The following is a 24,584-nucleotide window of genomic DNA, read 5'->3' on the forward strand; positions in this document are numbered from 1 at the left end:
TATTTTTCGACCACCCAAAACAAAACCCCTGTCTGCGTTAGCAAACAGGGGTTCTGGAATTTAATCTTGACGATGACCTACTCTCACATGGGGAAACCCCACACTACCATCGGCGATGCATCGTTTCACTGCTGAGTTCGGGATGGGATCAGGTGGTTCCAATGCTCTATGGTCGTCAAGAAATTCGGGTACTGAGTCGTGGCCAGACGGCCTCGCTTCAGCAAATTGGGTATGTAATAGAATTTGGTGTTTGTAAGCGTCGAACTTTCGGTTCATCTCGTCTTCACACACCGCAATCTGGTCTCTCTCGAGTCGCAAATTGCTTGGGTGTTATATGGTCAAGCCTCACGGGCAATTAGTATTGGTTAGCTCAACGCCTCACAGCGCTTACACACCCAACCTATCAACGTCGTAGTCTTCGACGGCCCTTCAGGGAACTCAAGGTTCCAGTGAGATCTCATCTTGAGGCTAGTTTCCCGCTTAGATGCTTTCAGCGGTTATCTATTCCGAACATAGCTACCCGGCAATGCCACTGGCGTGACAACCGGAACACCAGAGGTTCGTCCACTCCGGTCCTCTCGTACTAGGAGCAGCCCCTCTCAAATCTCAAACGTCCACGGCAGATAGGGACCGAACTGTCTCACGACGTTCTAAACCCAGCTCGCGTACCACTTTAAATGGCGAACAGCCATACCCTTGGGACCGGCTTCAGCCCCAGGATGTGATGAGCCGACATCGAGGTGCCAAACACCGCCGTCGATATGAACTCTTGGGCGGTATCAGCCTGTTATCCCCGGAGTACCTTTTATCCGTTGAGCGATGGCCCTTCCATACAGAACCACCGGATCACTAAGACCTACTTTCGTACCTGCTCGACGTGTCTGTCTCGCAGTCAAGCGCGCTTTTGCCTTTATACTCTACGACCGATTTCCGACCGGTCTGAGCGCACCTTCGTACTCCTCCGTTACTCTTTAGGAGGAGACCGCCCCAGTCAAACTACCCACCATACACTGTCCTCGATCCGGATAACGGACCTGAGTTAGAACCTCAAAGTTGCCAGGGTGGTATTTCAAGGTTGGCTCCACGCAGACTGGCGTCCACGCTTCAAAGCCTCCCACCTATCCTACACAAGCAAATTCAAAGTCCAGTGCAAAGCTATAGTAAAGGTTCACGGGGTCTTTCCGTCTAGCCGCGGATACACTGCATCTTCACAGCGATTTCAATTTCACTGAGTCTCGGGTGGAGACAGCGCCGCCATCGTTACGCCATTCGTGCAGGTCGGAACTTACCCGACAAGGAATTTCGCTACCTTAGGACCGTTATAGTTACGGCCGCCGTTTACCGGGGCTTCGATCAAGAGCTTCGCGTTAGCTAACCCCATCAATTAACCTTCCGGCACCGGGCAGGCGTCACACCCTATACGTCCACTTTCGTGTTTGCAGAGTGCTGTGTTTTTAATAAACAGTCGCAGCGGCCTGGTATCTTCGACCGGCATGAGCTTACGGAGCAAGTCCTTCACCCTCACCGGCGCACCTTCTCCCGAAGTTACGGTGCCATTTTGCCTAGTTCCTTCACCCGAGTTCTCTCAAGCGCCTTGGTATTCTCTACCCAACCACCTGTGTCGGTTTGGGGTACGGTTCCTGGTTACCTGAAGCTTAGAAGCTTTTCTTGGAAGCATGGCATCAACCACTTCGTCGTCTAAAAGACGACTCGTCATCAGCTCTCGGCCTTAGAATCCCGGATTTACCTAAGATTCCAGCCTACCACCTTAAACTTGGACAACCAACGCCAAGCTGGCCTAGCCTTCTCCGTCCCTCCATCGCAATAACCAGAAGTACAGGAATATTAACCTGTTTTCCATCGACTACGCTTTTCAGCCTCGCCTTAGGGACCGACTAACCCTGCGTCGATTAACGTTGCGCAGGAAACCTTGGTCTTTCGGCGTGGGTGTTTTTCACACCCATTGTCGTTACTCATGTCAGCATTCGCACTTCTGATACCTCCAGCAAGCTTCTCAACTCACCTTCACAGGCTTACAGAACGCTCCTCTACCGCATCACTTACGTGATACCCGTAGCTTCGGTGTATGGTTTGAGCCCCGTTACATCTTCCGCGCAGGCCGACTCGACTAGTGAGCTATTACGCTTTCTTTAAAGGGTGGCTGCTTCTAAGCCAACCTCCTAGCTGTCTAAGCCTTCCCACATCGTTTCCCACTTAACCATAACTTTGGGACCTTAGCTGACGGTCTGGGTTGTTTCCCTTTTCACGACGGACGTTAGCACCCGCCGTGTGTCTCCCATGCTCGGCACTTGTAGGTATTCGGAGTTTGCATCGGTTTGGTAAGTCGGGATGACCCCCTAGCCGAAACAGTGCTCTACCCCCTACAGTGATACATGAGGCGCTACCTAAATAGCTTTCGAGGAGAACCAGCTATCTCCGAGCTTGATTAGCCTTTCACTCCGATCCACAGGTCATCCGCTAACTTTTCAACGGTAGTCGGTTCGGTCCTCCAGTTAGTGTTACCCAACCTTCAACCTGCCCATGGATAGATCGCCCGGTTTCGGGTCTATTCCCAGCGACTAGACGCCCTATTAAGACTCGCTTTCGCTACGCCTCCCCTATTCGGTTAAGCTCGCCACTGAAAATAAGTCGCTGACCCATTATACAAAAGGTACGCAGTCACCCAACAAAGTGGGCTCCCACTGCTTGTACGCATACGGTTTCAGGATCTATTTCACTCCCCTCTCCGGGGTTCTTTTCGCCTTTCCCTCACGGTACTAGTTCACTATCGGTCAGTCAGTAGTATTTAGCCTTGGAGGATGGTCCCCCCATATTCAGACAAAGTTTCTCGTGCTCCGTCCTACTCGATTTCATGACTAAGAGATTTTCGCGTACAGGGCTATCACCCACTATGGCCGCACTTTCCAGAGCGTTCCGCTAATCTCAAAGCCACTTAAGGGCTAGTCCCCGTTCGCTCGCCACTACTAAGGGAATCTCGGTTGATTTCTTTTCCTCAGGGTACTTAGATGTTTCAGTTCCCCTGGTTCGCTCCATACACCTATGTATTCAGTGTAAGGTAACCATCTTATGATGGCTGGGTTCCCCCATTCAGACATCTCCGGATCAAAGTCTGTTTGCCGACTCCCCGAAGCTTTTCGCAGGCTACCACGTCTTTCATCGCCTCTGACTGCCAAGGCATCCACCGTATGCGCTTCTTCACTTGACCATATAACCCCAAGCAATCTGGTTATACTGTGAAGACAACATTCGCCGAAAATTCGAATTTCTCAGTTAAGAGAACTCACAAATTTTACCTTAGCCTGATCCGTTACCAGTGAAAGTAACGTTCAGTCTATCTTTCTATCACATACCCAAATTTTTAAAGAACGAACTAGTCAAAGACTAGAAATCAACATTCACCATCACAACGATGGAATGCTCATTTCTAAGCTTTATACCGACAGAAGCAGTAGTGGTGGAGCCAAACGGGATCGAACCGTTGACCTCCTGCGTGCAAGGCAGGCGCTCTCCCAGCTGAGCTATGGCCCCGTATTTCTACAGGCGTTTCCCACACAAAATTGGTGGGTCTGGGCAGATTCGAACTGCCGACCTCACCCTTATCAGGGGTGCGCTCTAACCAACTGAGCTACAGACCCAATTTCGGGCTGCTTCTTTCGTCTTCTTCAATGAATCAAGCAATTCGTGTGGGAACTTATGGAGCAGCTGATGTCGTCGATTAAGGAGGTGATCCAGCCGCAGGTTCCCCTACGGCTACCTTGTTACGACTTCACCCCAGTCATGAATCACACCGTGGTAACCGTCCTCCCGAAGGTTAGACTAGCTACTTCTGGTGCAACCCACTCCCATGGTGTGACGGGCGGTGTGTACAAGGCCCGGGAACGTATTCACCGCGACATTCTGATTCGCGATTACTAGCGATTCCGACTTCACGCAGTCGAGTTGCAGACTGCGATCCGGACTACGATCGGTTTTGTGGGATTAGCTCCACCTCGCGGCTTGGCAACCCTCTGTACCGACCATTGTAGCACGTGTGTAGCCCAGGCCGTAAGGGCCATGATGACTTGACGTCATCCCCACCTTCCTCCGGTTTGTCACCGGCAGTCTCCTTAGAGTGCCCACCATTACGTGCTGGTAACTAAGGACAAGGGTTGCGCTCGTTACGGGACTTAACCCAACATCTCACGACACGAGCTGACGACAGCCATGCAGCACCTGTCTCAATGTTCCCGAAGGCACCAATCTATCTCTAGAAAGTTCATTGGATGTCAAGGCCTGGTAAGGTTCTTCGCGTTGCTTCGAATTAAACCACATGCTCCACCGCTTGTGCGGGCCCCCGTCAATTCATTTGAGTTTTAACCTTGCGGCCGTACTCCCCAGGCGGTCAACTTAATGCGTTAGCTGCGCCACTAAGAGCTCAAGGCTCCCAACGGCTAGTTGACATCGTTTACGGCGTGGACTACCAGGGTATCTAATCCTGTTTGCTCCCCACGCTTTCGCACCTCAGTGTCAGTGTTGGTCCAGGTGGTCGCCTTCGCCACTGGTGTTCCTTCCTATATCTACGCATTTCACCGCTACACAGGAAATTCCACCACCCTCTACCACACTCTAGTCAGTCAGTTTTGAATGCAGTTCCCAGGTTGAGCCCGGGGATTTCACATCCAACTTAACAAACCACCTACGCGCGCTTTACGCCCAGTAATTCCGATTAACGCTTGCACCCTCTGTATTACCGCGGCTGCTGGCACAGAGTTAGCCGGTGCTTATTCTGTCGGTAACGTCAAAACAATCACGTATTAGGTAACTGCCCTTCCTCCCAACTTAAAGTGCTTTACAATCCGAAGACCTTCTTCACACACGCGGCATGGCTGGATCAGGCTTTCGCCCATTGTCCAATATTCCCCACTGCTGCCTCCCGTAGGAGTCTGGACCGTGTCTCAGTTCCAGTGTGACTGATCATCCTCTCAGACCAGTTACGGATCGTCGCCTTGGTGAGCCATTACCTCACCAACTAGCTAATCCGACCTAGGCTCATCTGATAGCGCAAGGCCCGAAGGTCCCCTGCTTTCTCCCGTAGGACGTATGCGGTATTAGCGTCCGTTTCCGAACGTTATCCCCCACTACCAGGCAGATTCCTAGGCATTACTCACCCGTCCGCCGCTCTCAAGAGAAGCAAGCTTCTCTCTACCGCCCGACTTGCATGTGTTAGGCCTGCCGCCAGCGTTCAATCTGAGCCATGATCAAACTCTTCAGTTCAAACATCTTTGGGTTTTTAAGAAACCCTAAACTTGGCTCAGCAATCGTTGGTTACATCTTTGATTTCTCGCGGAGTAACTTGTGATGCTGATAATCTTGTTGACTATCAGTCTGACTCCACAAGCACCCACACGAATTGCTTGATTCAGTTGTTAAAGAGCGGTTGGTTAAGACCTTTCGTCTCAACCGAGGCGCGCATTCTACAGCAGCCTCATTTGCTGTCAAGTGGTTATTTTCAGAAGTTTTCGAAGAATTCTTCAACAACTTCAACCACTTGCGCTTGCGATCTCTCGTAAGCGGGAGGCGAATTCTACAGCGTTACACGCTGCTGTCAACACCTTTTTTTCAACTTCCTTTTGGCTTCGATGAACTGAAGCAACCTGCTGCCGAAACCTACTTAACTCATTGTTTACCAAGGAGTTTTCCGTTTCGACTGCGCCGGAAGTGGGGCGAATTATAGAGAGATATAATTCGCCGTCAAGCACTAATTGAAGACTTATTCGGATTTGAGCGTAATACGCGCAAATGCCTTCTTCCCCGCCTGGCAAACGTGAGTCGCGCCTAGCTCGTATATAAAGGTGCGATCAACCACCTCACCATCTATACGCACACCGCCCGAACCGAGAAGATCACGCGCAACCGCTGAGTTCTTCACGAGGCCCGCCTTATTAAGGACGGCAGCGATCGGCATTGCTTCAGCCGCAGTCAGCTCGATCTCCGGGAGGTCGTCCGGCAACTCGCCATCCTTCATCCGATTACCCGCCGCACGGTGAGCATTGGCCGCAGCCTCTTCACCATGAAAGCGCGCCACGATCTCTTCGGCCAGCTTGATCTTCACATCACGCGGATTGGCACCCGCCTCGACATCAGCACGCAACGCATTGATCTCATCCATCGAGCGAAAGCTCAGCAATTCGAAGTAACGCCACATCAACGAATCCGGAATGGAAACCAGCTTGCCGTACATCACGCCAGGCGCTTCCTGAATACCTACATAGTTACCCAGGGACTTGGACATCTTCTTGACGCCATCCAACCCCTCCAGCAACGGCATGGTCAAAATGCACTGAGCCTCCTGACCGTATGCACGCTGCAGCTCACGCCCCATCAGCAGGTTGAACTTCTGATCCGTGCCACCGAGCTCAACGTCCGCACGTAACGCCACCGAGTCATACCCCTGGACCAACGGGTACAGAAACTCATGGATCGCGATCGGCTGGTTGGTGGAGTAGCGCTTGTCGAAGTCATCGCGCTCAAGCATGCGCGCGACGGTGTACTGCGACGTCAGGCGAATGAAATCCGCTGGCCCCATCTGGTCCATCCAGGTGGAGTTGAATGCTACCTCGGTCTTGGCCGGATCAAGAATTTTGAATACCTGGGTCTTGTAGGTCTCGGCGTTATCGAGGACCTGCTCGCGAGTCAGCGGCGGACGGGTTGCGCTCTTGCCGCTCGGGTCGCCGATCATCCCGGTAAAGTCACCGATAAGAAAGATGACCTGATGACCCAACTCCTGGAACTGACGCAGCTTATTAATAAGCACGGTATGGCCAAGGTGCAGATCCGGCGCGGTTGGGTCGAAGCCAGCCTTAATACGCAGGGGCTGGCCACGCTTGAGCTTTTCGACCAGCTCAGCCTCGACCAACAGTTCTTCCGCACCACGTTTTATCAGCGCTAGCTGCTCTTCAACCGACTTCATAACAGACCCGCAAGGCTCAGATTCAAAAGGGAACCAACCATACAAGATCAGGGACTAATTACAAGTTTTGCCCTGCGCACGGACACCATTGCGCAAGCCCAGCGTTCGCGAGCTTGCACCACAGATGATTTGGTTATATTTTATACAGTTATTTCATCTTCATCATGTCATTCATCTTTTCCATTTCATCTTCAAAGTCAAAATACCTATGACCACTGAACCGTCTAAAGCGCCGCCGCTTTACCCGAAGACCCACCTGCTCGCCGCAAGTGGTATCGCCGCCCTACTCAGCCTGGCACTCCTGGTATTCCCTTCCAGTGACGTAGAAGCCAAACGAACATCCCTAAGCCTCGACTTGGAAAGCCCTGTTGAGCAACTGACACAAGATCAAGACGCTTCAGACGCGCAACAAGCCACAAATACTCCTAGCGAGTCTCCGTTCGCGCAGATCGAAAACACGCCCGAGGCAACTCAGGAAGCCATCCAGGAAAAGCCCGCAGAAGTCGCTAGCAAGAACCCTCAGCATCGCGAAGTCATCGTTAGCAAAGGTGACACACTCTCAACGCTGTTTGAAAAGGTCGGATTGCCCGCGGCCACCGTCAATGACGTCCTGGCCACCGATAAGCAAGCCAAGCAATTCACCCAGCTCAAGCATGGCCAGAAGCTTGAGTTCGAGCTGACGCCCGACGGCCAGCTGAACAACCTGCACACCAATGTCAGCGACCTTGAAAGCATCAGCCTGAGCAAGAGCGCCAAGGGTTTTGCCTTCAATCGCATCACCACCAAGCCGGTCATGCGCTCCGCCTACGTACATGGCGTGATCAATAGCTCACTGTCGCAGTCCGCCGCCCGTGCAGGTCTGTCCCACAGCATGACCATGGACATGGCCAGCGTCTTTGGCTACGACATCGACTTCGCCCAGGACATTCGCCAGGGTGATGAATTCGATGTGATCTACGAACAGAAAGTCGCCAATGGCAAAGTCGTTGGCACAGGCAACATTCTCTCCGCGCGCTTCACCAACCGCGGCAAGACCTACACCGCAGTGCGTTACACCAACAAACAGGGCAACACCAGCTACTACACCGCTGATGGCAATAGCATGCGCAAGGCGTTCATCCGTACGCCAGTGGACTTTGCTCGTATTAGCTCGCGTTTCTCCATGGGTCGCAAGCATCCAATTCTGAACAAAATTCGCGCCCACAAAGGTGTCGACTATGCCGCACCGCGTGGCACGCCAATCAAGGCAGCGGGCGACGGCAAGGTCCTGTTGGCCGGGCGTCGCGGCGGTTATGGCAATACGGTGATCATCCAGCACGGCAACACCTACCGCACCCTGTATGGCCACATGCAAGGATTTGCCAAGGGCGTGAAAACCGGTGGTAACGTGAAGCAGGGTCAAGTGATCGGCTATATCGGCACGACCGGCCTCTCCACCGGGCCGCACTTGCACTATGAATTCCAGGTCAACGGTGTACACGTTGATCCTCTGGGTCAGAAACTGCCAATGGCCGACCCGATCGCCAAGGCAGAGCGGGCGCGCTTCATGCAACAAAGCCAACCGCTGATGGCCCGCATGGATCAGGAACGCACCACCCTGCTGGCTTCGGCGAAGCGTTAAGGCATGCCGCGCTATATCGGTGTGATGTCCGGGACCAGCCTCGATGGCCTGGATATCGCCCTCATCGAGCAGAATGCGGCGATCAGCCTGATCGCCACTCACTACATCCCGATGCCTGTCGCCCTGCGCGCCGAGCTGCTGAGTCTGTGCGCCAGCGGCCCGGATGAAATCGCCCGTTCGGCAATCGCCCAGCAGTCGTGGGTGGCACTCGCCGCTCAGGGCATCCATGCCTTGCTGGAACAGCAAAACCTCAAGCCCGAGAACATCCGCGCGATTGGCAGCCATGGGCAGACCATCCGCCATGAACCTGCACGGGGCTTTACGGTGCAGATCGGCAACCCGGCGTTGCTCACCGAGCTGACCGGCATCACCGTGGTCAGCGATTTCCGCAGCCGCGACGTCGCCGCAGGCGGTCAGGGCGCGCCCTTGGTGCCAGCCTTCCACGAGGCACTGTTCGGTGAAAGTACCGGCCACCGCGCCGTGTTGAATGTCGGAGGGTTCAGCAACCTGAGCCTGATAGAAACCGGCAAGCCTGTATCGGGCTTCGACTGCGGCCCTGGCAATGTGTTACTGGACGCGTGGATTCATGACCAGCGCGGTGAGCACTTTGATCGTGACGGGCAATGGGCGGCCACTGGCAAGGTTCAGCCGCAGTTACTCAACGCGCTGCTCAGCGACCCTTTTTTCGCGACCAAAGGCCCGAAGAGCACCGGACGGGAAGTTTTCAACCTGCGCTGGCTGCAGCAACACCTCGGCGCGCTGCCGGCGTTTCTTCCTCAGGATGTGCAAGCCACATTGCTGGAGCTGACCTGCCTGACCATCGTCGAATCGTTGCAAAGCGCTCAACCCCACACCGAAACCCTGTTGATCTGCGGCGGTGGCGCCCATAACGGTACGCTGATGAAACGATTGGCCGCGCTGCTACCGTCCACACGGGTGAGCAGCACTGCGGTTTATGGCGTAGACCCGGACTGGGTGGAAGCGATGGCCTTCGCCTGGCTGGCCCATTGCTGCCTCGAAGGCATCGCCGCGAACCGCCCCAGCGTCACAGGTGCTCGCGGGCTGCGCGTGCTGGGCGCGATCTACCCCGCTTGATCCCAGACAGCAAAACGCCGCTTGGCCTATCAAAGCCAAGCGGCGTTTTTGTCTGCGTACTGACCAGGCTTTCGATCAGATCGAGAACGAAGACCCGCAACCACAGGTCGTCGTGGCGTTAGGGTTCTTGATCACGAAACGCGACCCCTCAAGCCCTTCCTGATAATCCACCTCAGCGCCAGCCAAGTACTGGAAGCTCATCGGATCCACAACCAGGCTCACGCCCTCGCGCTCAACGATGGTGTCGTCATCGGCCACATCTTCATCGAAGGTAAAACCGTACTGAAACCCTGAACAACCGCCGCCCGTAACGAATACGCGCAGCTTCAAGCGATCATTACCCTCTTCATCGACCAGGCTCTTCACCTTGTGCGCAGCACCGTGGGTAAATTGCAAAGCCGTGGGGGTGAAGGATTCAACGCTCATGCTGATAATCTCCCGGCGTAACGCCGCCATATGCGTAATGGCCGGTATTATCCGCTTCTCCTAGAAAAGCGGTCAACTATTATGGGGGACAGTGGCAAGCTTCAAGCTTTTAGCTTCAAGCTTGGCGCTGACGACTTGAAGCTTGCCGCTGCCCTTAAGGCAACATACCCGCGTGGGACAAGCCCAACTTCTCATCCAGACCAAACAGGATGTTCATGTTCTGCACCGCCTGGCCCGATGCGCCCTTGACCAGGTTATCGATCACCGACAGCACCACCACCAGGTCGCCATCCTGCGGACGATGTACCGCAATCCGGCATACGTTGGCACCGCGCACGCTGCGGGTTTCAGGATGGCTGCCTGCTGGCATCACGTCGACGAACGGCTCGTTGGCGTAACGCTTTTCGAACAATGCCTGCAGGTCTACCGAGCGGTCGACAATGGTCGCGTACAAAGTGGAGTGAATCCCGCGGATCATCGGCGTCAGGTGCGGTACGAAGGTCAGACCCACGTCCTTACCCGCAGCACGGCGCAGCCCCTGACGAATTTCAGGCAGGTGGCGATGCCCTTTGACGGCATAAGCTTTCATGCTTTCCGACGTCTCGGAGTACAGCGAGCCCACCGCAGCACCGCGACCGGCGCCGCTGACGCCCGACTTGCAGTCCGCGATCAAACGCGAGGCATCCGCCAAGCCGGCTTCCAGCAGCGGCAGGAAACCCAACTGGGTCGCAGTCGGATAGCAACCCGGCACCGCAATCAGGCGCGCCTGCTTGATCTGCTCACGGTTGACTTCCGGCAAGCCGTACACAGCCTCCCCCAGCAACTCCGGCGCGCCGTGCGGCTGGCCGTACCACTTGGCCCACTCATCGGCATCCTGCAGGCGGAAGTCCGCGGACAGATCGATAACCTTGGTGCCCGCCGCCAGCAGCTCACCGGCCAACGCGTGCGCAACCCCGTGCGGCGTGGCGAAGAACACCACATCACAGGCGCCCAAGGTGTTGATGTCAGGCACACTGAACGCCAAGCCGTCGTAGTGGCCCCGCAGGTTCGGGTACATATCGGCCACGGCCAGGCCAGCCTCGGAGCGTGAAGTGATGACCACCACCTCAGCCTGCGGATGCTGAGCCAACAGACGCAGCAATTCGACACCGGTGTAACCCGTGCCGCCGACGATACCGACCTTGACCATAAACCTGCCCTCAACGAACCCACTGGAAAGCCGTCGATAATAGGGGCCGCATCGTCCTGCGACAACCGCCAACGTGACGTATGGGCGCATGAACTACTACTATCTTCGCTACCGTGAACCTGGGAATAACTAAAAATGCTTTATCTATGGGTCAAAGCCTTTCATATCGTCAGCATCGTCTGCTGGTTTGCCGGGCTGTTCTACTTACCACGCCTGTTTGTCTATCACGCGCAGAGCGAAGACACCGTCAGCAAGGAGCGTTTCAGCGTCATGGAGCGCAAGCTGTACCGCGGCATCATGGGCCCGGCGATGGTTGCCACACTGGTCTTCGGCATCTGGATGCTGGCGCTCAACCCCGGCATTTTCCAATCGGGCGCGTGGATCCACGCCAAGCTCACCCTGGTCGTCCTGCTGATCGGTTACCACCACATGTGCGGTGCCCAGGTGAAACGCTTCGCCCGTGGCGAAAACACCCGCAGCCATGTCTTTTATCGCTGGTTCAATGAAGTGCCCGTTCTGATATTGCTGGCTATCGTAATTTTGGTCGTGGTCAAACCGTTTTAACGTCACTTACTCGGGGAACTTCCAATGTCGCTGCCTGCCCTGCTTGAACAACGTCTGCGCCTGCCGGTGGTGGCTGCGCCGATGTTTCTGATTTCCAACCCGCAACTGGTATTGGCCTGCTGCCGTAACGGAGTGGTCGGCAGTTTCCCGGCGCTCAACCAACGTGAAAGCAGCGGCTTCAAGGCCTGGCTGGAGGAAATCGAAGCGGGCCTGGCGCTGCTGGATAACCCCGCACCTTATGCCGTGAACCTGATCGTGCACAACAGCAACCCACGGTTGGAAGCCGACCTGGCTATCTGCGTGGAACACAAAGTGCCCATCGTCATCACCAGCCTCGGCGCGGTGAAGGAACTGGTCGATGCCGTGCACAGCTATGGGGGCCTGGTATTTCATGACGTCACCACGCGTCGCCATGCGGAAAAAGCCGCTGAAGCGGGCGTCGATGGCTTGATTGCAGTCGCTGCCGGCGCCGGTGGTCATGCCGGCACCTGGAGCCCCTTCGCGCTGGTTGCCGAGATACGCCAGTTCTTCGACAAAACCTTGCTGCTGGCCGGCTGTCTCAACCACGGCCGGGAAATTCTCGCCGCCCAACTGCTCGGCGCGGACCTGGCGTATTTCGGTACGCGCTTTATCGGCACTACCGAAAGCCACGCACCGGATGCGTATAAAGAGATGCTGCTCACATCGCGCGCCGCCGACATCGTGCACACTCCGGCTGTTTCCGGCGTACCTGCAAGCTTCATGCGTCAGAGCCTGGAAAATGCCGGTTTTGATCTTGCTGCCCTTCAAGGAAAAGGTGAGGTCAATTTCGGCTCCAAGCTCAAACCGTTGAGTGATGAGGCCAAAGCATGGAAGACTGTATGGTCTGCCGGCCAAGGCGTCGGTGAGATCCATGATTTGCCCGGCGTGGATGAACTCGTTGCGCGCCTGGATGCGGAATACCGCAAGGCACGCGAAACCGCGGCGCAATTGCGCTGGCCACGTTGACCCGAATGCCAGGCCTTCTGATTGGAAGGCCTGTATACCCCCTCCCTGATTAGTGACAAGGATGCCCGCATGAGCGACAGCCGTTTCAAGATTGTGTTTGATGGAGCCTTGCGCCCGGGTGTCGAAAGCACCACTGCCAAACTGAACCTCGCCGAGCTGTTCAAGAGCGATGTCGACGCGATCGAAAAACTTTTCACCGGCCGCCCGGTCGCGCTCAAGCGCGATCTGTCCCGCCCGGACGCCGAAACCTATCTCACCGCCTTGCAGAACGCTGGTATCGAGGCACGTATCGAAGCCGAACAACCCGTAGCTTTCAGCCTGGCCGAAACCCACGAAACCGGCTCGTCTGCCTCGGACTTCTCGCGCGACGCCGCATCGCCTTATGCACCGCCACGCGCCGCCGTCGGTGAGGACTTGCCAGAGCACTCCACGCTCAAGGTCTTCACCATCCACGGGCGTATCGGCCGCCTGCGCTATCTCGCCTGGACACTGGCACTGACCGTCGCGATGCTTGTAGCTGCGGGCATCATCAGTACCGTGGGGTTCGCGGTGGCCACGGCCTCCCCGACGATTGCGATCATTCTCGGCTCGCTGCTGGGTTTCGCGCTGTTTGTTGCGCTCGTCGTCGTGAGCGTGCAAATCGGTGTGCAGCGGCTGCATGACCTGGGCTGGTCTGGCTGGCTGTACCTGCTGAACCTGGTTCCACTGGTAAACAGCGTTTTTCCTCTTCTGCTGCTGGTATTGCCGGGTAACACCGGCGCCAACCAATACGGTGCCCCGCCTCCGCGCAACTCCACCGCCGTTAAAATCCTCGCGTCGTTGTGGCTGGCGTTCATCCCATTGATGCTCATCATCGTGGTAACCCTGGGCATGAACGGCTACCTGGACCAGCTCGAAGCCAACATGGACAGCGGCTATGAAAGCAGCTCCATCACCACCGATGAAGATGGCGACCAAAGCGTCATCGTCGATGAAGAAGCCGCGCAAAGTGCTGACGATGCGGCCGAACCTGTAGACTCTCCAGAACAGTGAAGAAACGCCCGCCGCCTGTGACGCCTCTGTCACAGGCCCGGCGGCGTTGCGATGGAGAAAGGCATGACCCGTTACGCTCTGATCACCGGTGCCTCCAGCGGTATCGGCCTGGCTCTGGCCGAAGCCCTGGCTCGCCGTGGCCGCAGCTTGATTCTGGTGGCCCGCCAGCGTGATCAGTTGGAAAGCATTGCGATCGAATTGACTCAGCGTTTCGGCGTCGAGGTGCTGTTTCGTGCCTGTGATCTGGGCGAGCCGCTGCGGTTGTCAGGCTTTTTGCTGGAACTTGAGGAAGGTGAACGGCAGATCGACCTGCTGGTCAACTGCGCCGGTATTGGCACCAGTGGGCCGTTCCTGGCTCAGGACTGGATGACCGAGCAGGACCTGATCGAAGTCAACATCCTCGCCCTGACCCGCATGTGCCATGCGCTGGGCAACGCCATGGCGCTGCAGGGCGGCGGGCAGATCCTCAATGTGGCTTCGGTCGCAGCTTTCCAGCCAGGCCCGTGGATGAGTAGCTATTACGCGAGCAAAGCCTATGTACTGCACTTCTCCGAAGGCTTGCGCGAGGAACTGAAAACCTGCGGCATCAAGGTCTCGGTACTGTGCCCAGGCCCCACGCGCACCGCCTTCTTCGGTACCGCGCAGATGGACACGGCGAAACTCGACCGCAGCCAACAGTTGATGAGCCCCGAAGAAGTCGCGCTCTACACGGTGCGGGCGCTGGAAAAGAACAAGGCGATCATCATTCCCGGGCGCCGCAACCGCTGGCTGACCTTCAGCCCACGCCTGAGCCCGCGCTGGCTGACCCGCAAAATTGCCGGCGCCATCAACAAGGCCTATTGCCCGCGTTGAGCGCCTGAGTACACTCACCCTCACTTTCACAATGGAGAAACAGCTGTGGATACTCTGTTCACCAAGATCATCAACCGGGAAATACCCGCGAACATCATCTATGAAGATGACCAGGTACTCGCTTTCCACGATATCGCCCCGCAGGCGCCGGTGCATTTTCTGGTTATCCCGAAAAAACCCATTCGCACCCTCAATGACCTGACCGAAGACGACAAAGCCCTGGCCGGGCATATTCTGTTCACGGCCCAGCGCCTGGCAGTGGAGCAAGGCTGCGAAAAAGGCTTCCGCGTGGTGATGAACTGCAACGAAGACGGCGGGCAGACCGTTTACCACATTCACATGCATGTGCTGGGTCAGCGCCAGATGAACTGGCCGCCGGGCTGAGTGCACCGGGGCAAATTGACTCAGCGCAAACGCGACGTCCTCTCTTGCGGTAAACTGACCACCGAGATTCTTCCCGGAGGTCAGCATGACTACCCAACGTCACTACTCGCCGATTGACCGTCTGTTACTGCAAGCCGATACGGCCATGCGTACGCTGCTGCCGTTCAGTGGCCAACCGTACCGTCCGTCACCCGCCATCGTGCAGCCAGAGGCACAGATGAGCGAGACCGAGACCCGCCATGTCGCCGGCCTGATGCGCATCAACCATACCGGTGAAGTCTGCGCCCAGGCGTTGTACCAAGGCCAGGCCCTGACCGCCAAGTTACCGCAGGTACGCGCGGCCATGGAGCATGCGGCCGAGGAAGAGATTGACCACCTGGCCTGGTGTGAACAACGCATTCGCCAGCTCGGCAGTCATCCCAGCGTGCTGAACCCGCTGTTTTATGGTTTGTCGTTCGGTATTGGCGCCGCTGCCGGCCTGATCAGCGACAAGGTCAGCCTTGGATTTGTCGCAGCGACCGAGCGTCAGGTCTGCAAGCACCTGGACGAACACCTTGAACAGCTGCCGGCCGAGGACGAAAAGTCCCGGGCCATTCTTGAGCAGATGCGCAGTGACGAAGAACACCACGCTGAAAGCGCACTGGATGCCGGCGGCTTCCGTTTTCCTGCGCCGGTAAGATTCGGTATGAGCATGCTGGCCAAGGTCATGACCAAGAGTACTTACCGCATCTGAAGCTTCACCCTCTGTAGGAGCGAGCTTGCTCGCGAAAAACCTGAGAACGTCGCGTAAAATCAGACACGCTGCGTTTTCGTTAACGCTCTTCGCGAGCAAGCTCGCTCCTACAGGGTTTTCGTCGATCAGTCGAGCTCGATGATCTCGTAATCATGGGTAATGGCCACACCGGCCGCGCCCAGCATGATCGACGCCGAGCAATACTTCTCGGCCGACAGCTCGATAGCCCGCTTGACCTGCGCTTCCTTCAGCGCCCGACCCTTGACCACAAAATGCATATGGATCTTGGTAAATACCTTGGGATCTTCAGTCGCGCGCTCGGCCTCAAGAAAGGCTTCGCAGCTTTCCACAGCCTGGCGGGACTTTTTCAGGATACTGACCACATCGAAATTGCTGCAACCGCCAACACCCAGCAGCAGCATTTCCATCGGGCGTACACCCAGGTTGCGGCCACCGGCTTCCGGCGGGCCGTCCATGACCACTACATGGCCACTGCCCGATTCACCGAGGAACATGGCTTCGCCCGCCCATTGGATGCGTGCCTTCATCGCCCAGACTCCACTGCTAAAAAAGGGTCGCCAGCTTAGCACAAGGCCCCGCAGCAGCAGCGCACGGCATGAAAACGATCAATAACAGCGTTTGCCGGTGAAATACGCTAATCGAGTCAGAATGTGTCTGGTAAGCTGGCGCCAAATCAATGGCGCATTGCCATCGTTCGTACAGCGTGCCTCAATGCCGGCGTCGCTGATAAAAACAAATCCAACCACATCGTGCAGTCTTTCGGGATACAACCATGGTTGCTCTTACTCCCACGCCCAAGATCAAGAACCTCGACAAGCTGCTGATGCATTGCCAGCGCCGGCGTCATCCGGCCAAGCACAACATCATTTGCGCGGGCGAGCGCTCCGAAACACTGTTCTTCATCATCAAGGGCTCGGTCACCATTCTGATCGAGGACGAAGACGGTCGCGAAATGATCATTGCCTACCTCAACACCGGGGATTTTTTTGGCGAGCTGGGGCTGTTCGAACAGGCCGGCAAGGAGCAACAGCGCAGCGCCTGGGTGCGTACCAAGGTGGAATGCGAAGTGGCCGAGATCAGCTACACAAAATTTCGCGAACTGGCCCAACATGATCCGGACATTCTGTACGCCTTGAGCGGGCAGATCGCCCAGCGCCTGCGCGATACCACGCGCAAGGTCGGTGATCTGGCGTTCTTCGATGTGACCGGGCGTGTCGCTCGCTGCCTGCTGGAGCTGTGCAAGCAGCCCGACGCCATGACTCACCCCGATGGGATGCAGATCAAGGTCACGCGCCAGGAAATCGGACGCATCGTAGGCTGTTCGCGGGAAATGGTCGGTCGTGTGCTCAAGGATCTGGAAGAGCGCAACCTGGTGCACGTCAAAGGCAAGACGATGGTGGTGTTCGGCACCCGTTAGCCTGGCAGGAAGCCTGCCAACATCTGACGGTACAGGGTGTCGAGCCGGCCCATCGCGTCCGGCACGGCAAAGGCTTCGTGCAGCGCGATATGGCTCTCGGCGCGCACGCGCTGTTCCAGGCCACAGGCTTGATTGAAACGATTGACCGCCGTAATCAACGCGTCGCGATCGTTATCCAGCAGTAAAGCACCGTGCACCAACCCTACCGGGCGACCACCGCTCTGCCGCCAGCGCTGGGCCGTGCCGACCATTTTGCGGCCGTTAAGATTGACGTTGTAACGACCGTCGCAGAACGCACCGTCGATTTCACCGACAGATGCCTCTCCGCCCAATTCAATCAGCAAGTCGCAGATAGGCTGGCACAAGCGCTGATAGCCGGTTTCGATACGCCCTTGATCACCCTCACTGCGCGGCGGCGCGTAGACCAGGGCGATATTGACCGTCGCGGCGGACTGCGGCACCGGCTCGCCGCCGGTTTCGCGCAACAACACCGGCCAGCCGGCCTCTGCCGAAACTTGGCTGGCCGCTTCAAAGGCCGGCAATCGGCTCAAACGGCGCGGCATGACCAGGGCTTGATCGTTGGGCTGCCAGAACAACAGCCCGAATTCCCGCTCGCCCGCGCAGACGGCGGCCAGCAAATCCTGCTCGGCGGCAAGGCCTGCTTCGACGGTCAACGACATTGGCTGGATCACTGTGCACCCACCTAGCTGAATAAACACAAAACCAAATGTGGGAGGGGGCTTGCTCCCGATAGCGGAGTGCCTGTCAGTACATCGACAACTGATACACCGCAATCGGGGGCAAGCCCCCTCCCACATATTGATCACATTTCAAATCAGTTCAGTCGAGAGTCGAACCGCTGACCGCCACACCACGCTCCGGGAAGAACAGACGCTGCAGTTCCGCCCCTGGGTTCTCGGCGCGCATGAACGTTTCGCCGACCAGAAAGGAATACACTTCGCTGATTTCCATCAGTTCCACATCGGCGCGGTTGACGATGCCACTCTCAGTGATCACCAGGCGATCACGCGGAATGCGTGGCAGCAGGTCGAGGGTGGTTTCCAGGCTGACGTCGAAGGTGTGCAGGTTACGGTTGTTGACGCCTACCAGCGGTGTATCGAGGGTTTTCAGCGCACGTTCCAGCTCGTCGCCGTCATGCACTTCGACCAATACATCCAGACCGACACTTTTGGCAACGGCTGCCAGCTCGGCCAGCTTCACGTCGTCCAGTGCCGAAACGATCAGCAGCACGCAATCGGCGCCCAGGGCGCGCGCTTCGACGATCTGGTAGGGATCAACCATGAAGTCCTTGCGAATCACCGGCAACTTGCACGCGGCGCGTGCCTGCTGCAGGAACAGGTCGGAACCCTGGAAGTAATCGATATCGGTCAGTACGGACAGGCATGTCGCCCCACCCTTCTCATAGCTGACGGCGATTTCCTGCGGCACGAAGTGCTCGCGGATCACGCCTTTGCTCGGTGAGGCCTTCTTGATCTCGGCGATCACCGCCGGCTGCTTCTTCCTGGCCTGATCGAGCAAGGCCTTGGCAAATCCTCGCGGGGCATCAGCTGCTTTCGCTTGGGCTTCCAGCTCGGCCAGGCTCACACGGGCGCGGCGCTCGGCGACTTCTTCGGCCTTGCGCGCCAGGATTTTCTCCAGAACGGTCGGAACACTCATGCTTCATTCTCCATCTTGAATACGGCGGTGAATGCTCCGAGTTCTTCAAGTTTCTCGCGAGCCAGACCGGTGTGCAGCGCATCGTGGGCCAAGGCGACACCTTCTTTAAGACTATAGGCGTGGTCGGCTGCGTAAAGTGCCGCGCCAGCATTCAGCACAATCATCTCTGCGGCTTTTTGACCGTTCTCGGTCTTGCGCCGCCCCAACGCATCGCGAATCAATTCCAGCGAGGCCGCCGGGCTTTCCACCGCCAGGCCGTGCAGGCTCTGGCTCTTCATGCCCAGGTCTTCGGGCTCGACCCAGTACTCGGTGACCTGGTCATTCTTCAACTCCGCCACGAAGGTCGGTGCCGCCAGGCTGAATTCGTCCAAGCCATCTTTGGAATGTACCACCAGCACATGCTTGCTGCCCAAGCGCTGCAGCACTTCGGCCAACGGCCGGCACAGCGCCTGGCTGAATACGCCGACGACCTGATGCTTCACACCGGCCGGATTCGTAAGCGGGCCGAGCATATTGAACAGGGTACGCAGGCCAAGGTCCTTGCGCGGGCCGGCCGCGTGTTTCATCGCGCCGTGGTGGGACTGGGCAAACATGAAGCCAATACCGACACTGTCAATGCAGCGTGCCACCTGTACCGGCGTCAGGTTCAGGTAGATCCCGGCGGCTTCCAGCAGGTCGGCGCTGCCGCTTTTGCCCGAAACCGCGCGGTTGCCGTGCTTGGCCACGGTGCAACCCGCCGCTGCAACCACAAACGAGGATGCTGTCGACACGTTGAAGATGTTCGCACCGTCGCCGCCAGTGCCGACCACATCGACCACGCCGTCGAGGGTCTTGAGTTCGACCTTGTCCGCCAGCTCGCGCATCACCGACACGGCGCCGACGATTTCATCGATGCTTTCGCTCTTCATGCGCATGGCCATCATAAAGGCGCCGATCTGCGCGTCCGAGCATTGACCGGTCATGATCTCGCGCATCACATCGCTCATTTCAGCGGTGCTGAGGTCCAGGTGGCCGACGATACGACCCAGGGCAGTCTTGATATCCATGGAAAGTCCTTAGCGCGTGCCGCCGCTCTGCTTGAGAAAGTTGGCGAACAGCTCGTAGCCCTGCTCGGTCAAGATTGATTCAGGGTGAAACTGCACCCCTTCGATGTTCAGTGTTTTGTGGCGCAGGCCCATGATCTCATCGACCGAGCCGTCTTCCAGTTGGGTCCAGGCCGTCAGTTCCAGGCACTCGGGCAGAGTGTCGCGCTTGACCACCAGCGAGTGATAACGGGTCACGGTCACGGGCAGGTTCAAGCCGTGGAAGACACCCATGTCCTTATGGAATACCGGGCTGGTCTTGCCGTGCATCACCTGGCGCGCGCGCACCACGTCACCGCCAAATGCCTGGCCAATGGACTGATGACCAAGGCATACGCCCAGAATCGGCAGCTTGCCGGCAAAATACTGAATGGCTTCCAGCGAGATACCCGCTTCGGTCGGCGTGCACGGGCCAGGCGAAACCACGATGCGTTCCGGGTTCAGCGCGGCGATCTGGGCGACGGTCAGTTCGTCGTTGCGCACGACCTTGACCTCGGCACCCAGCTCGCCCAGGTACTGCACAACGTTGTAGGTAAAGGAATCGTAGTTATCAATCATCAGCAACATGTGGGTTCAAACCTCTTGAATTCACTGATTTCGGATGACCGCCTTCCAAACGTGTGGCCCGCCGCCAGACGCACGTTCCGGTTGCCGGGCTAAGCCGGCAAGGGGCGTCAGGCAAGGGTGAAGAAGGCAAATCGGTACAGGTCCGGCCAGGCCGGCAGAGAAAAATGTCAGGCGCGCCAACGCCAACGGGCGTGTGCCTTGACTACTCGCATCAAGAGTTTGCTGATGATCAACACGGGGAGGGTCTCATTCATACGTTCAGGCACAGTAACGTAGCCTCGCCAGCGGTGCAATATGGCGCCGCAAATACGGGGAAGACTGCCTGACTGATAATTGGCGTCAAAACTTTCAGAACACTTTAGGCAGCGCTACAGTCTCTTGTGCAGACAAAAACAAAATCATGGATGGACTCATGCTCAAGACTTCGTATTTCACCCCTCTCGCCGGTTGCTTGTTGACACTGGCCTGCTCCCAGGCCCTTGCAGCCCCCTCGCCCTATTCGACCATGATCGTATTCGGTGACAGCTTGGCAGATGCAGGAACATTCGCCGACCCCGGCGCACCCGGCTCGACCTATCGCTTCACCAACCGCACCGGCCCACGGTATTTCGACGGCAGTGGCGAAAGCACTTCGCTGATTTCCTCGACTTTGCTGGGCAACAAACTGGGTGTCGCTCCTGGCGACCTGAATGCGTCCACCTCGCCGGCGCGCGCGGCGCAAGGTCAGGCTGACGGCAGCAACTGGGCGGTGGGTGGGTACACCACCGCGCAGGTCCTTGACTCCATCACCGGAAACTCGACCGTCACCAACTCCGACAACGGCGACGTGCTGCGTACCCGCCCCGGTTATCTGGCAGCGACGGGAGGGCGGGCCGACCCCACGCGCGCTGTATTTCCTCTCCGGTGGCGGCAACGACTTTCTCGATGGCCTGGTGCTCGACGCGCCGAGCTCGGCTGCCGCTGCCGGTCGCCTGGCTGACAGCGCCCAGGCCCTGCAACAGGCAGGCGCCCGCTATGTGATGGTGTGGATGCTGCCAAACCTGGGCCTCACGCCCGCCGTCAATGGCACCCCGCTCCAGGGGCCCACCACGGCGTTGAGCAATGTGTTCAATCAAACCCTGGTGCAGCGCCTGTCGCAGATCGATGCACAGATCATCCCGCTGAACATTCCGCTGCTGCTCAATGAAGCCTTCGCCGACCCCGGGCGCTTCGGCTTCGCCACAGACCAGAACCTGAACCAGACGTGCTTCAGCGCTGCCGCGTGCAGGAACCCTGTGTATGGCGTCGGCGGTACCAATCCAGACCCTACCAAGCTGATTTACAACGATACCGTTCACCCCACCGAAGCTGGCCAGCGACTGATCGCCGACTACGCCTATTCGCTGCTCGCCGCCCCGTGGGAAATCACCCTGCTGCCGGAAATGGCCCAAGGCACGTTGCGCGCCCATCAGGATGAGTTACGCAACCAATGGCAGGCAGACAACGGCAACTGGCAAGCCGTAGGACAATGGCGAGCGATCGTGGCAGCAGGTGGCCAGCGTCTTGATTTCGATGACCAGAACAGCTCGGCCAGCGGTGATGGCAGTGGCTATAACCTCAACGTCGGCGGCAGCTACCGACTCAACGAGGCCTGGCGCGTGGGTGTTGCCGCAGGCCTGTATCGCCAGACACTGGAAGCCGGCGCCAGCGATTCGGACTACAAGCTCAACAGCTACATGGGTACGGCGTTCGCCCAATACCAGCAGAATCACTGGTGGGCCGATGCCGCCTTGACCGGCGGCAAGCTGGACTTTGACAACCTCAAGCGCAAATTCGCCCTGGGCGTCAGCGAGGGTTCGGAAAAAGGTGACACCGATGGCTGGCTCTGGGCCTTGAGCGGTCGCGTGGGTTATGACATCGCCGCGCCGGGCAGCGACTGGCACCTGTCGCCGTTCATCAGCGCTGATTACGCGCGGGTCGAAGTGAACGGCTACTCGGAAAAAGACAGCCGCTCCACCGCCCTGACCTTCGATGACCAGCAGCGCGACTCCAAGCGCCTGGGCGTCGGCTTGCAAGGCAGCTACCGCATCACCCCGCAAACCCAGGTGTTCGGTGAAGTGGCCCATGAGCATGAGTTCGAGAACGACACTCAGAAGGTCAAGCTCTCGCTCAACAGCGTGCCAGGGCTCGACTTCAAGCTGGACGGGTACACGCCGCGCAGCAATTCGGACCGGTTGAGTCTTGGGGTGAGTCACAAACTGACGCAGGAACTGGCGCTAAGGGCGGCGTACAACGTGAGGAAGGATGACAATCTGACCCAGCAAGGGGTCAGTGTCGGTGTAAGCCTGGATTTCTAACGGAACCTTACAACCAACACAAAACCCATGTGGGAGGGGGCTTGCCCCCGATTGCAGTGTGTCAGTCTCAGTATCTCAAACTGAACCACCGCTATCGGGGTAAGCCCCCTCCCACATTTTTTATCGGCGCCAGCCGTTAATCCTGCGGCGTTTGCTCAGCCAACGCCACCGCACGGAACATTGCCCGGCGCTTGTTCAAGGTTTCCTCCCACTCCAGCGCAGGCACCGAGTCAGCCACAATTCCGCCACCGGCCTGCACGTGCAGCTCGCCGTCCTTGATCACCGCCGTACGGATGGCAATGGCGGTGTCCATGTTGCCATTCCAGGCGAAATACCCGACCGCCCCACCGTAGACGCCACGCTTGACCGGTTCCAGCTCGTCGATGATCTCCATCGCGCGAATTTTCGGCGCGCCCGACAAGGTACCGGCTGGCAGGATGGCGCGCAGCGCGTCCATCGCGGTCAAACCGGCCTTCAGCTCACCGGTGACGTTGGACACGATGTGCATCACGTTGGAATACCGCTCGATGACCATCTTTTCGGTCAACTTCACCGAACCGACCTCCGAGACACGCCCCGTGTCGTTACGCCCCAGATCAATCAGCATCAGGTGCTCGGCGATTTCCTTGTCGTCGCTCAACAGGTCTTCTTCCAGCGCCAGGTCCGCTTCTTCGGTGGCGCCACGTGGGCGCGTACCGGCGATCGGGCGCACGGTGATCAGGTTGTCTTCGACACGCACCAGCACTTCCGGCGAACTGCCCACCACGTGGAAGTCACCGAAATTGAAGAAGTACATATACGGCGTCGGGTTGAAGCAGCGCAGCGCGCGGTACAGGTCAATCGGCGCCGCCTTGAAGTCGATGGACATCCGTTGCGACGGCACGACCTGCATGCAGTCCCCCGCAAGAATGTATTCCTTGATGGTATCGACTGCGCGCTCATAGTCCGCCTGGGTGAAACTGGAGCGAAACACCGGGTCGGCGGCGGGTGGACGGCTGAGGTCCAAGCCACGGCGCGGCGTGATCGGCTGGCGCAGTTTTTCCAGCAGCGCTTCGAGGCTGGCATGGCCTTGCTCGAAGGCGTCCGCCTGGGAAGGGTCGGCCAGCACAATCGCATGCATCTTGCCGGCCAGGTTGTCGAACACCACCACGGCGTCGGAAACCATCAGCAGAATGTCCGGCACGCCCAGCGGGTCCGGATTCGGGCATTTGCCCAATCGCTGCTCCACGTAGCGCACGCAGTCATAACCGAAATACCCCACCAGACCACCGTTGAAACGCGGCAGGCCAGGGATGGTCGGCACGTTGTAGCGAGCCTTGAAGGCTTCGACGAAGGCCAGTGGGTCTTCTACGTCGTGGCTTTCAATCTCGATACCGTCATGAGTGATGCTGACATGATGGTCGTGCACCCGCAGTACCGTGCGGCACGGCAGGCCGATAATCGAATAGCGGCCCCACTTCTCGCCGCCCTGCACCGACTCCAGCAGATAGGAGTTCGGCTCGTCGGCCAGTTTCAGGTAGATCGACAGCGGTGTGTCGAAGTCGGCCAGGGTTTCACGGGCCATGGGGATACGGTTATAGCCGGCAGCGGCCAAACGCAGGAATTCTTCGCGGATCATCAGGTGCCTCGTG

Annotated in this window: 18 protein-coding genes, 2 tRNA genes, 3 rRNA genes and 1 pseudogene; 10 read left to right on the forward strand and 14 right to left on the reverse strand. The window is 57.6% G+C overall.

Annotation, left to right across the window (positions count from 1 at the left end):
• Positions 1-64 precede the first annotated feature (64 nt).
• The 6 genes from rrf to tyrS all read right to left on the reverse strand — a co-directional run bounded on the left by rrf (position 65) and on the right by tyrS (position 6,970).
• Positions 65-180, reverse strand: a 5S ribosomal RNA gene (gene rrf / locus QF045_RS00005).
• A gap of 154 nt (positions 181-334) precedes the next feature.
• A 23S ribosomal RNA gene (locus QF045_RS00010) occupies positions 335-3,226 on the reverse strand.
• A 247-nt stretch (positions 3,227-3,473) separates the two neighbouring features.
• Positions 3,474-3,549: transfer RNA gene (locus QF045_RS00015), tRNA-Ala, on the reverse strand.
• Positions 3,550-3,579: 30 nt separating this feature from the next.
• Positions 3,580-3,656, reverse strand: a tRNA-Ile gene (locus QF045_RS00020).
• Positions 3,657-3,737: 81 nt separating this feature from the next.
• Positions 3,738-5,274 (reverse strand): 16S ribosomal RNA (locus QF045_RS00025).
• The 16S, 23S and 5S rRNA genes sit together here with 2 tRNA genes alongside, the layout of an rRNA operon.
• Before the next feature lie 496 nt (positions 5,275-5,770).
• Complete coding sequence (gene tyrS, locus QF045_RS00030) at positions 5,771-6,970, reverse strand: tyrosine--tRNA ligase (RefSeq protein WP_124364620.1); 1,200 nt, start codon at positions 6,968-6,970, stop codon at positions 5,771-5,773.
• Between the two features lie 208 nt (positions 6,971-7,178).
• Here tyrS and QF045_RS00035 point away from each other — a divergent pair, with 208 nt between their 5' ends.
• Positions 7,179-8,591 (forward strand): peptidoglycan DD-metalloendopeptidase family protein, encoded by a 1,413-nt coding sequence (locus QF045_RS00035; protein WP_306490561.1) that lies wholly within the window; start codon positions 7,179-7,181, stop codon positions 8,589-8,591.
• Between the two features lie 3 nt (positions 8,592-8,594).
• On the forward strand, positions 8,595-9,686 hold the full coding sequence (locus QF045_RS00040; protein ID WP_306490562.1) for an anhydro-N-acetylmuramic acid kinase: 1,092 nt from the start codon (positions 8,595-8,597) through the stop codon (positions 9,684-9,686).
• A 75-nt stretch (positions 9,687-9,761) separates the two neighbouring features.
• Here the strand turns inward: QF045_RS00040 and erpA are convergent, their stop codons facing one another.
• Together erpA and argC are read right to left on the reverse strand one after the other, a co-directional pair.
• A complete protein-coding gene (gene erpA / locus QF045_RS00045) occupies positions 9,762-10,112 on the reverse strand; it encodes an iron-sulfur cluster insertion protein ErpA (protein ID WP_003176443.1) in 351 nt (116 codons plus the stop codon).
• A gap of 154 nt (positions 10,113-10,266) precedes the next feature.
• On the reverse strand, positions 10,267-11,301 hold the full coding sequence (gene argC / locus QF045_RS00050; RefSeq protein ID WP_306490563.1) for an N-acetyl-gamma-glutamyl-phosphate reductase: 1,035 nt from the start codon (positions 11,299-11,301) through the stop codon (positions 10,267-10,269).
• Between the two features lie 135 nt (positions 11,302-11,436).
• Here argC and hemJ point away from each other — a divergent pair, with 135 nt between their 5' ends.
• The 6 genes from hemJ (at position 11,437) to coq7 (ending at position 15,853) form a co-directional block, all read left to right on the forward strand.
• Entirely contained in the window at positions 11,437-11,865 is a 429-nt protein-coding gene (gene hemJ / locus QF045_RS00055; RefSeq protein ID WP_056784039.1) for a protoporphyrinogen oxidase HemJ, read from the forward strand.
• A 24-nt stretch (positions 11,866-11,889) separates the two neighbouring features.
• Entirely contained in the window at positions 11,890-12,852 is a 963-nt protein-coding gene (locus QF045_RS00060; RefSeq protein ID WP_306490564.1) for a nitronate monooxygenase family protein, read from the forward strand.
• 69 nt (positions 12,853-12,921) lie between these two features.
• The gene (locus QF045_RS00065; protein WP_306490565.1) at positions 12,922-13,884 is read left to right on the forward strand and encodes a DUF805 domain-containing protein; all 963 of its coding nucleotides are present in this window, start codon (positions 12,922-12,924) and stop codon (positions 13,882-13,884) included.
• Positions 13,885-13,947: 63 nt separating this feature from the next.
• Positions 13,948-14,736, forward strand: a complete 789-nt coding sequence (locus tag QF045_RS00070; protein ID WP_306490566.1) for an SDR family oxidoreductase — start codon at positions 13,948-13,950, stop codon at positions 14,734-14,736.
• A 45-nt stretch (positions 14,737-14,781) separates the two neighbouring features.
• Positions 14,782-15,120 (forward strand): histidine triad nucleotide-binding protein, encoded by a 339-nt coding sequence (locus QF045_RS00075; RefSeq protein WP_065885529.1) that lies wholly within the window; start codon positions 14,782-14,784, stop codon positions 15,118-15,120.
• Positions 15,121-15,205: 85 nt separating this feature from the next.
• Complete coding sequence (gene coq7, locus QF045_RS00080; protein WP_306490567.1) at positions 15,206-15,853, forward strand: 2-polyprenyl-3-methyl-6-methoxy-1,4-benzoquinone monooxygenase; 648 nt, start codon at positions 15,206-15,208, stop codon at positions 15,851-15,853.
• Positions 15,854-15,978: 125 nt separating this feature from the next.
• On the opposite strand, the gene QF045_RS00090 is transcribed toward coq7, so the two are convergent.
• Positions 15,979-16,401 (reverse strand): OsmC family protein, encoded by a 423-nt coding sequence (locus QF045_RS00090; RefSeq protein WP_247406559.1) that lies wholly within the window; start codon positions 16,399-16,401, stop codon positions 15,979-15,981.
• A 245-nt stretch (positions 16,402-16,646) separates the two neighbouring features.
• Here QF045_RS00090 and crp point away from each other — a divergent pair, with 245 nt between their 5' ends.
• Positions 16,647-17,291 carry a cAMP-activated global transcriptional regulator CRP gene (gene crp / locus QF045_RS00095; RefSeq protein ID WP_124364629.1) on the forward strand — a complete coding sequence of 215 codons (645 nt, stop codon included), beginning with the start codon at positions 16,647-16,649 and terminating at the stop codon, positions 17,289-17,291.
• On the opposite strand, the gene QF045_RS00100 is transcribed toward crp, so the two are convergent.
• The 4 genes from QF045_RS00100 to QF045_RS00115 all read right to left on the reverse strand — a co-directional run bounded on the left by QF045_RS00100 (position 17,288) and on the right by QF045_RS00115 (position 20,617).
• The gene (locus tag QF045_RS00100) at positions 17,288-17,983 is read right to left on the reverse strand and encodes a lipoate--protein ligase family protein (protein ID WP_306490568.1); all 696 of its coding nucleotides are present in this window, start codon (positions 17,981-17,983) and stop codon (positions 17,288-17,290) included. The two genes, crp and QF045_RS00100, sit on opposite strands and share 4 nt — an antisense overlap.
• Positions 17,984-18,131: 148 nt before the next feature.
• Positions 18,132-18,968, reverse strand: a complete 837-nt coding sequence (trpC, locus tag QF045_RS00105; protein ID WP_306490569.1) for an indole-3-glycerol phosphate synthase TrpC — start codon at positions 18,966-18,968, stop codon at positions 18,132-18,134.
• On the reverse strand, positions 18,965-20,014 hold the full coding sequence (trpD, locus tag QF045_RS00110; protein ID WP_057723690.1) for an anthranilate phosphoribosyltransferase: 1,050 nt from the start codon (positions 20,012-20,014) through the stop codon (positions 18,965-18,967). The genes trpC and trpD overlap by 4 nt, the downstream gene beginning before the upstream one ends.
• A gap of 9 nt (positions 20,015-20,023) precedes the next feature.
• Complete coding sequence (locus QF045_RS00115; RefSeq protein WP_306490570.1) at positions 20,024-20,617, reverse strand: aminodeoxychorismate/anthranilate synthase component II; 594 nt, start codon at positions 20,615-20,617, stop codon at positions 20,024-20,026.
• Between the two features lie 412 nt (positions 20,618-21,029).
• Here QF045_RS00115 and estP point away from each other — a divergent pair.
• A pseudogene (gene estP / locus QF045_RS00120) lies at positions 21,030-22,953 on the forward strand (esterase EstP).
• 136 nt (positions 22,954-23,089) lie between these two features.
• Here estP and trpE read toward each other — a convergent pair.
• Positions 23,090-24,571 carry an anthranilate synthase component I gene (trpE, locus tag QF045_RS00125; RefSeq protein ID WP_306490571.1) on the reverse strand — a complete coding sequence of 494 codons (1,482 nt, stop codon included), beginning with the start codon at positions 24,569-24,571 and terminating at the stop codon, positions 23,090-23,092.
• Positions 24,572-24,584: the final 13 nt, after the last annotated feature.

The organism is Pseudomonas sp. W4I3, assembly GCF_030816195.1.
GTDB lineage: Bacteria > Pseudomonadota > Gammaproteobacteria > Pseudomonadales > Pseudomonadaceae > Aquipseudomonas.

Coding starts and splice junctions, on each gene's coding strand:
- tyrS (WP_124364620.1), bottom strand. CDS start 6,970: ATGAAGTCGGTTGAAGAGCAGCTAGCGCTGATAAAACGTGGTGCGGAA.
- QF045_RS00035 (WP_306490561.1), top strand. CDS start 7,179: ATGACCACTGAACCGTCTAAAGCGCCGCCGCTTTACCCGAAGACCCAC.
- QF045_RS00040 (WP_306490562.1), top strand. CDS start 8,595: ATGCCGCGCTATATCGGTGTGATGTCCGGGACCAGCCTCGATGGCCTG.
- erpA (WP_003176443.1), bottom strand. CDS start 10,112: ATGAGCGTTGAATCCTTCACCCCCACGGCTTTGCAATTTACCCACGGT.
- argC (WP_306490563.1), bottom strand. CDS start 11,301: ATGGTCAAGGTCGGTATCGTCGGCGGCACGGGTTACACCGGTGTCGAA.
- hemJ (WP_056784039.1), top strand. CDS start 11,437: ATGCTTTATCTATGGGTCAAAGCCTTTCATATCGTCAGCATCGTCTGC.
- QF045_RS00060 (WP_306490564.1), top strand. CDS start 11,890: ATGTCGCTGCCTGCCCTGCTTGAACAACGTCTGCGCCTGCCGGTGGTG.
- QF045_RS00065 (WP_306490565.1), top strand. CDS start 12,922: ATGAGCGACAGCCGTTTCAAGATTGTGTTTGATGGAGCCTTGCGCCCG.
- QF045_RS00070 (WP_306490566.1), top strand. CDS start 13,948: ATGACCCGTTACGCTCTGATCACCGGTGCCTCCAGCGGTATCGGCCTG.
- coq7 (WP_306490567.1), top strand. CDS start 15,206: ATGACTACCCAACGTCACTACTCGCCGATTGACCGTCTGTTACTGCAA.
- QF045_RS00090 (WP_247406559.1), bottom strand. CDS start 16,401: ATGAAGGCACGCATCCAATGGGCGGGCGAAGCCATGTTCCTCGGTGAA.
- crp (WP_124364629.1), top strand. CDS start 16,647: ATGGTTGCTCTTACTCCCACGCCCAAGATCAAGAACCTCGACAAGCTG.
- trpC (WP_306490569.1), bottom strand. CDS start 18,968: ATGAGTGTTCCGACCGTTCTGGAGAAAATCCTGGCGCGCAAGGCCGAA.
- trpD (WP_057723690.1), bottom strand. CDS start 20,014: ATGGATATCAAGACTGCCCTGGGTCGTATCGTCGGCCACCTGGACCTC.
- QF045_RS00115 (WP_306490570.1), bottom strand. CDS start 20,617: ATGTTGCTGATGATTGATAACTACGATTCCTTTACCTACAACGTTGTG.
- trpE (WP_306490571.1), bottom strand. CDS start 24,571: ATGATCCGCGAAGAATTCCTGCGTTTGGCCGCTGCCGGCTATAACCGT.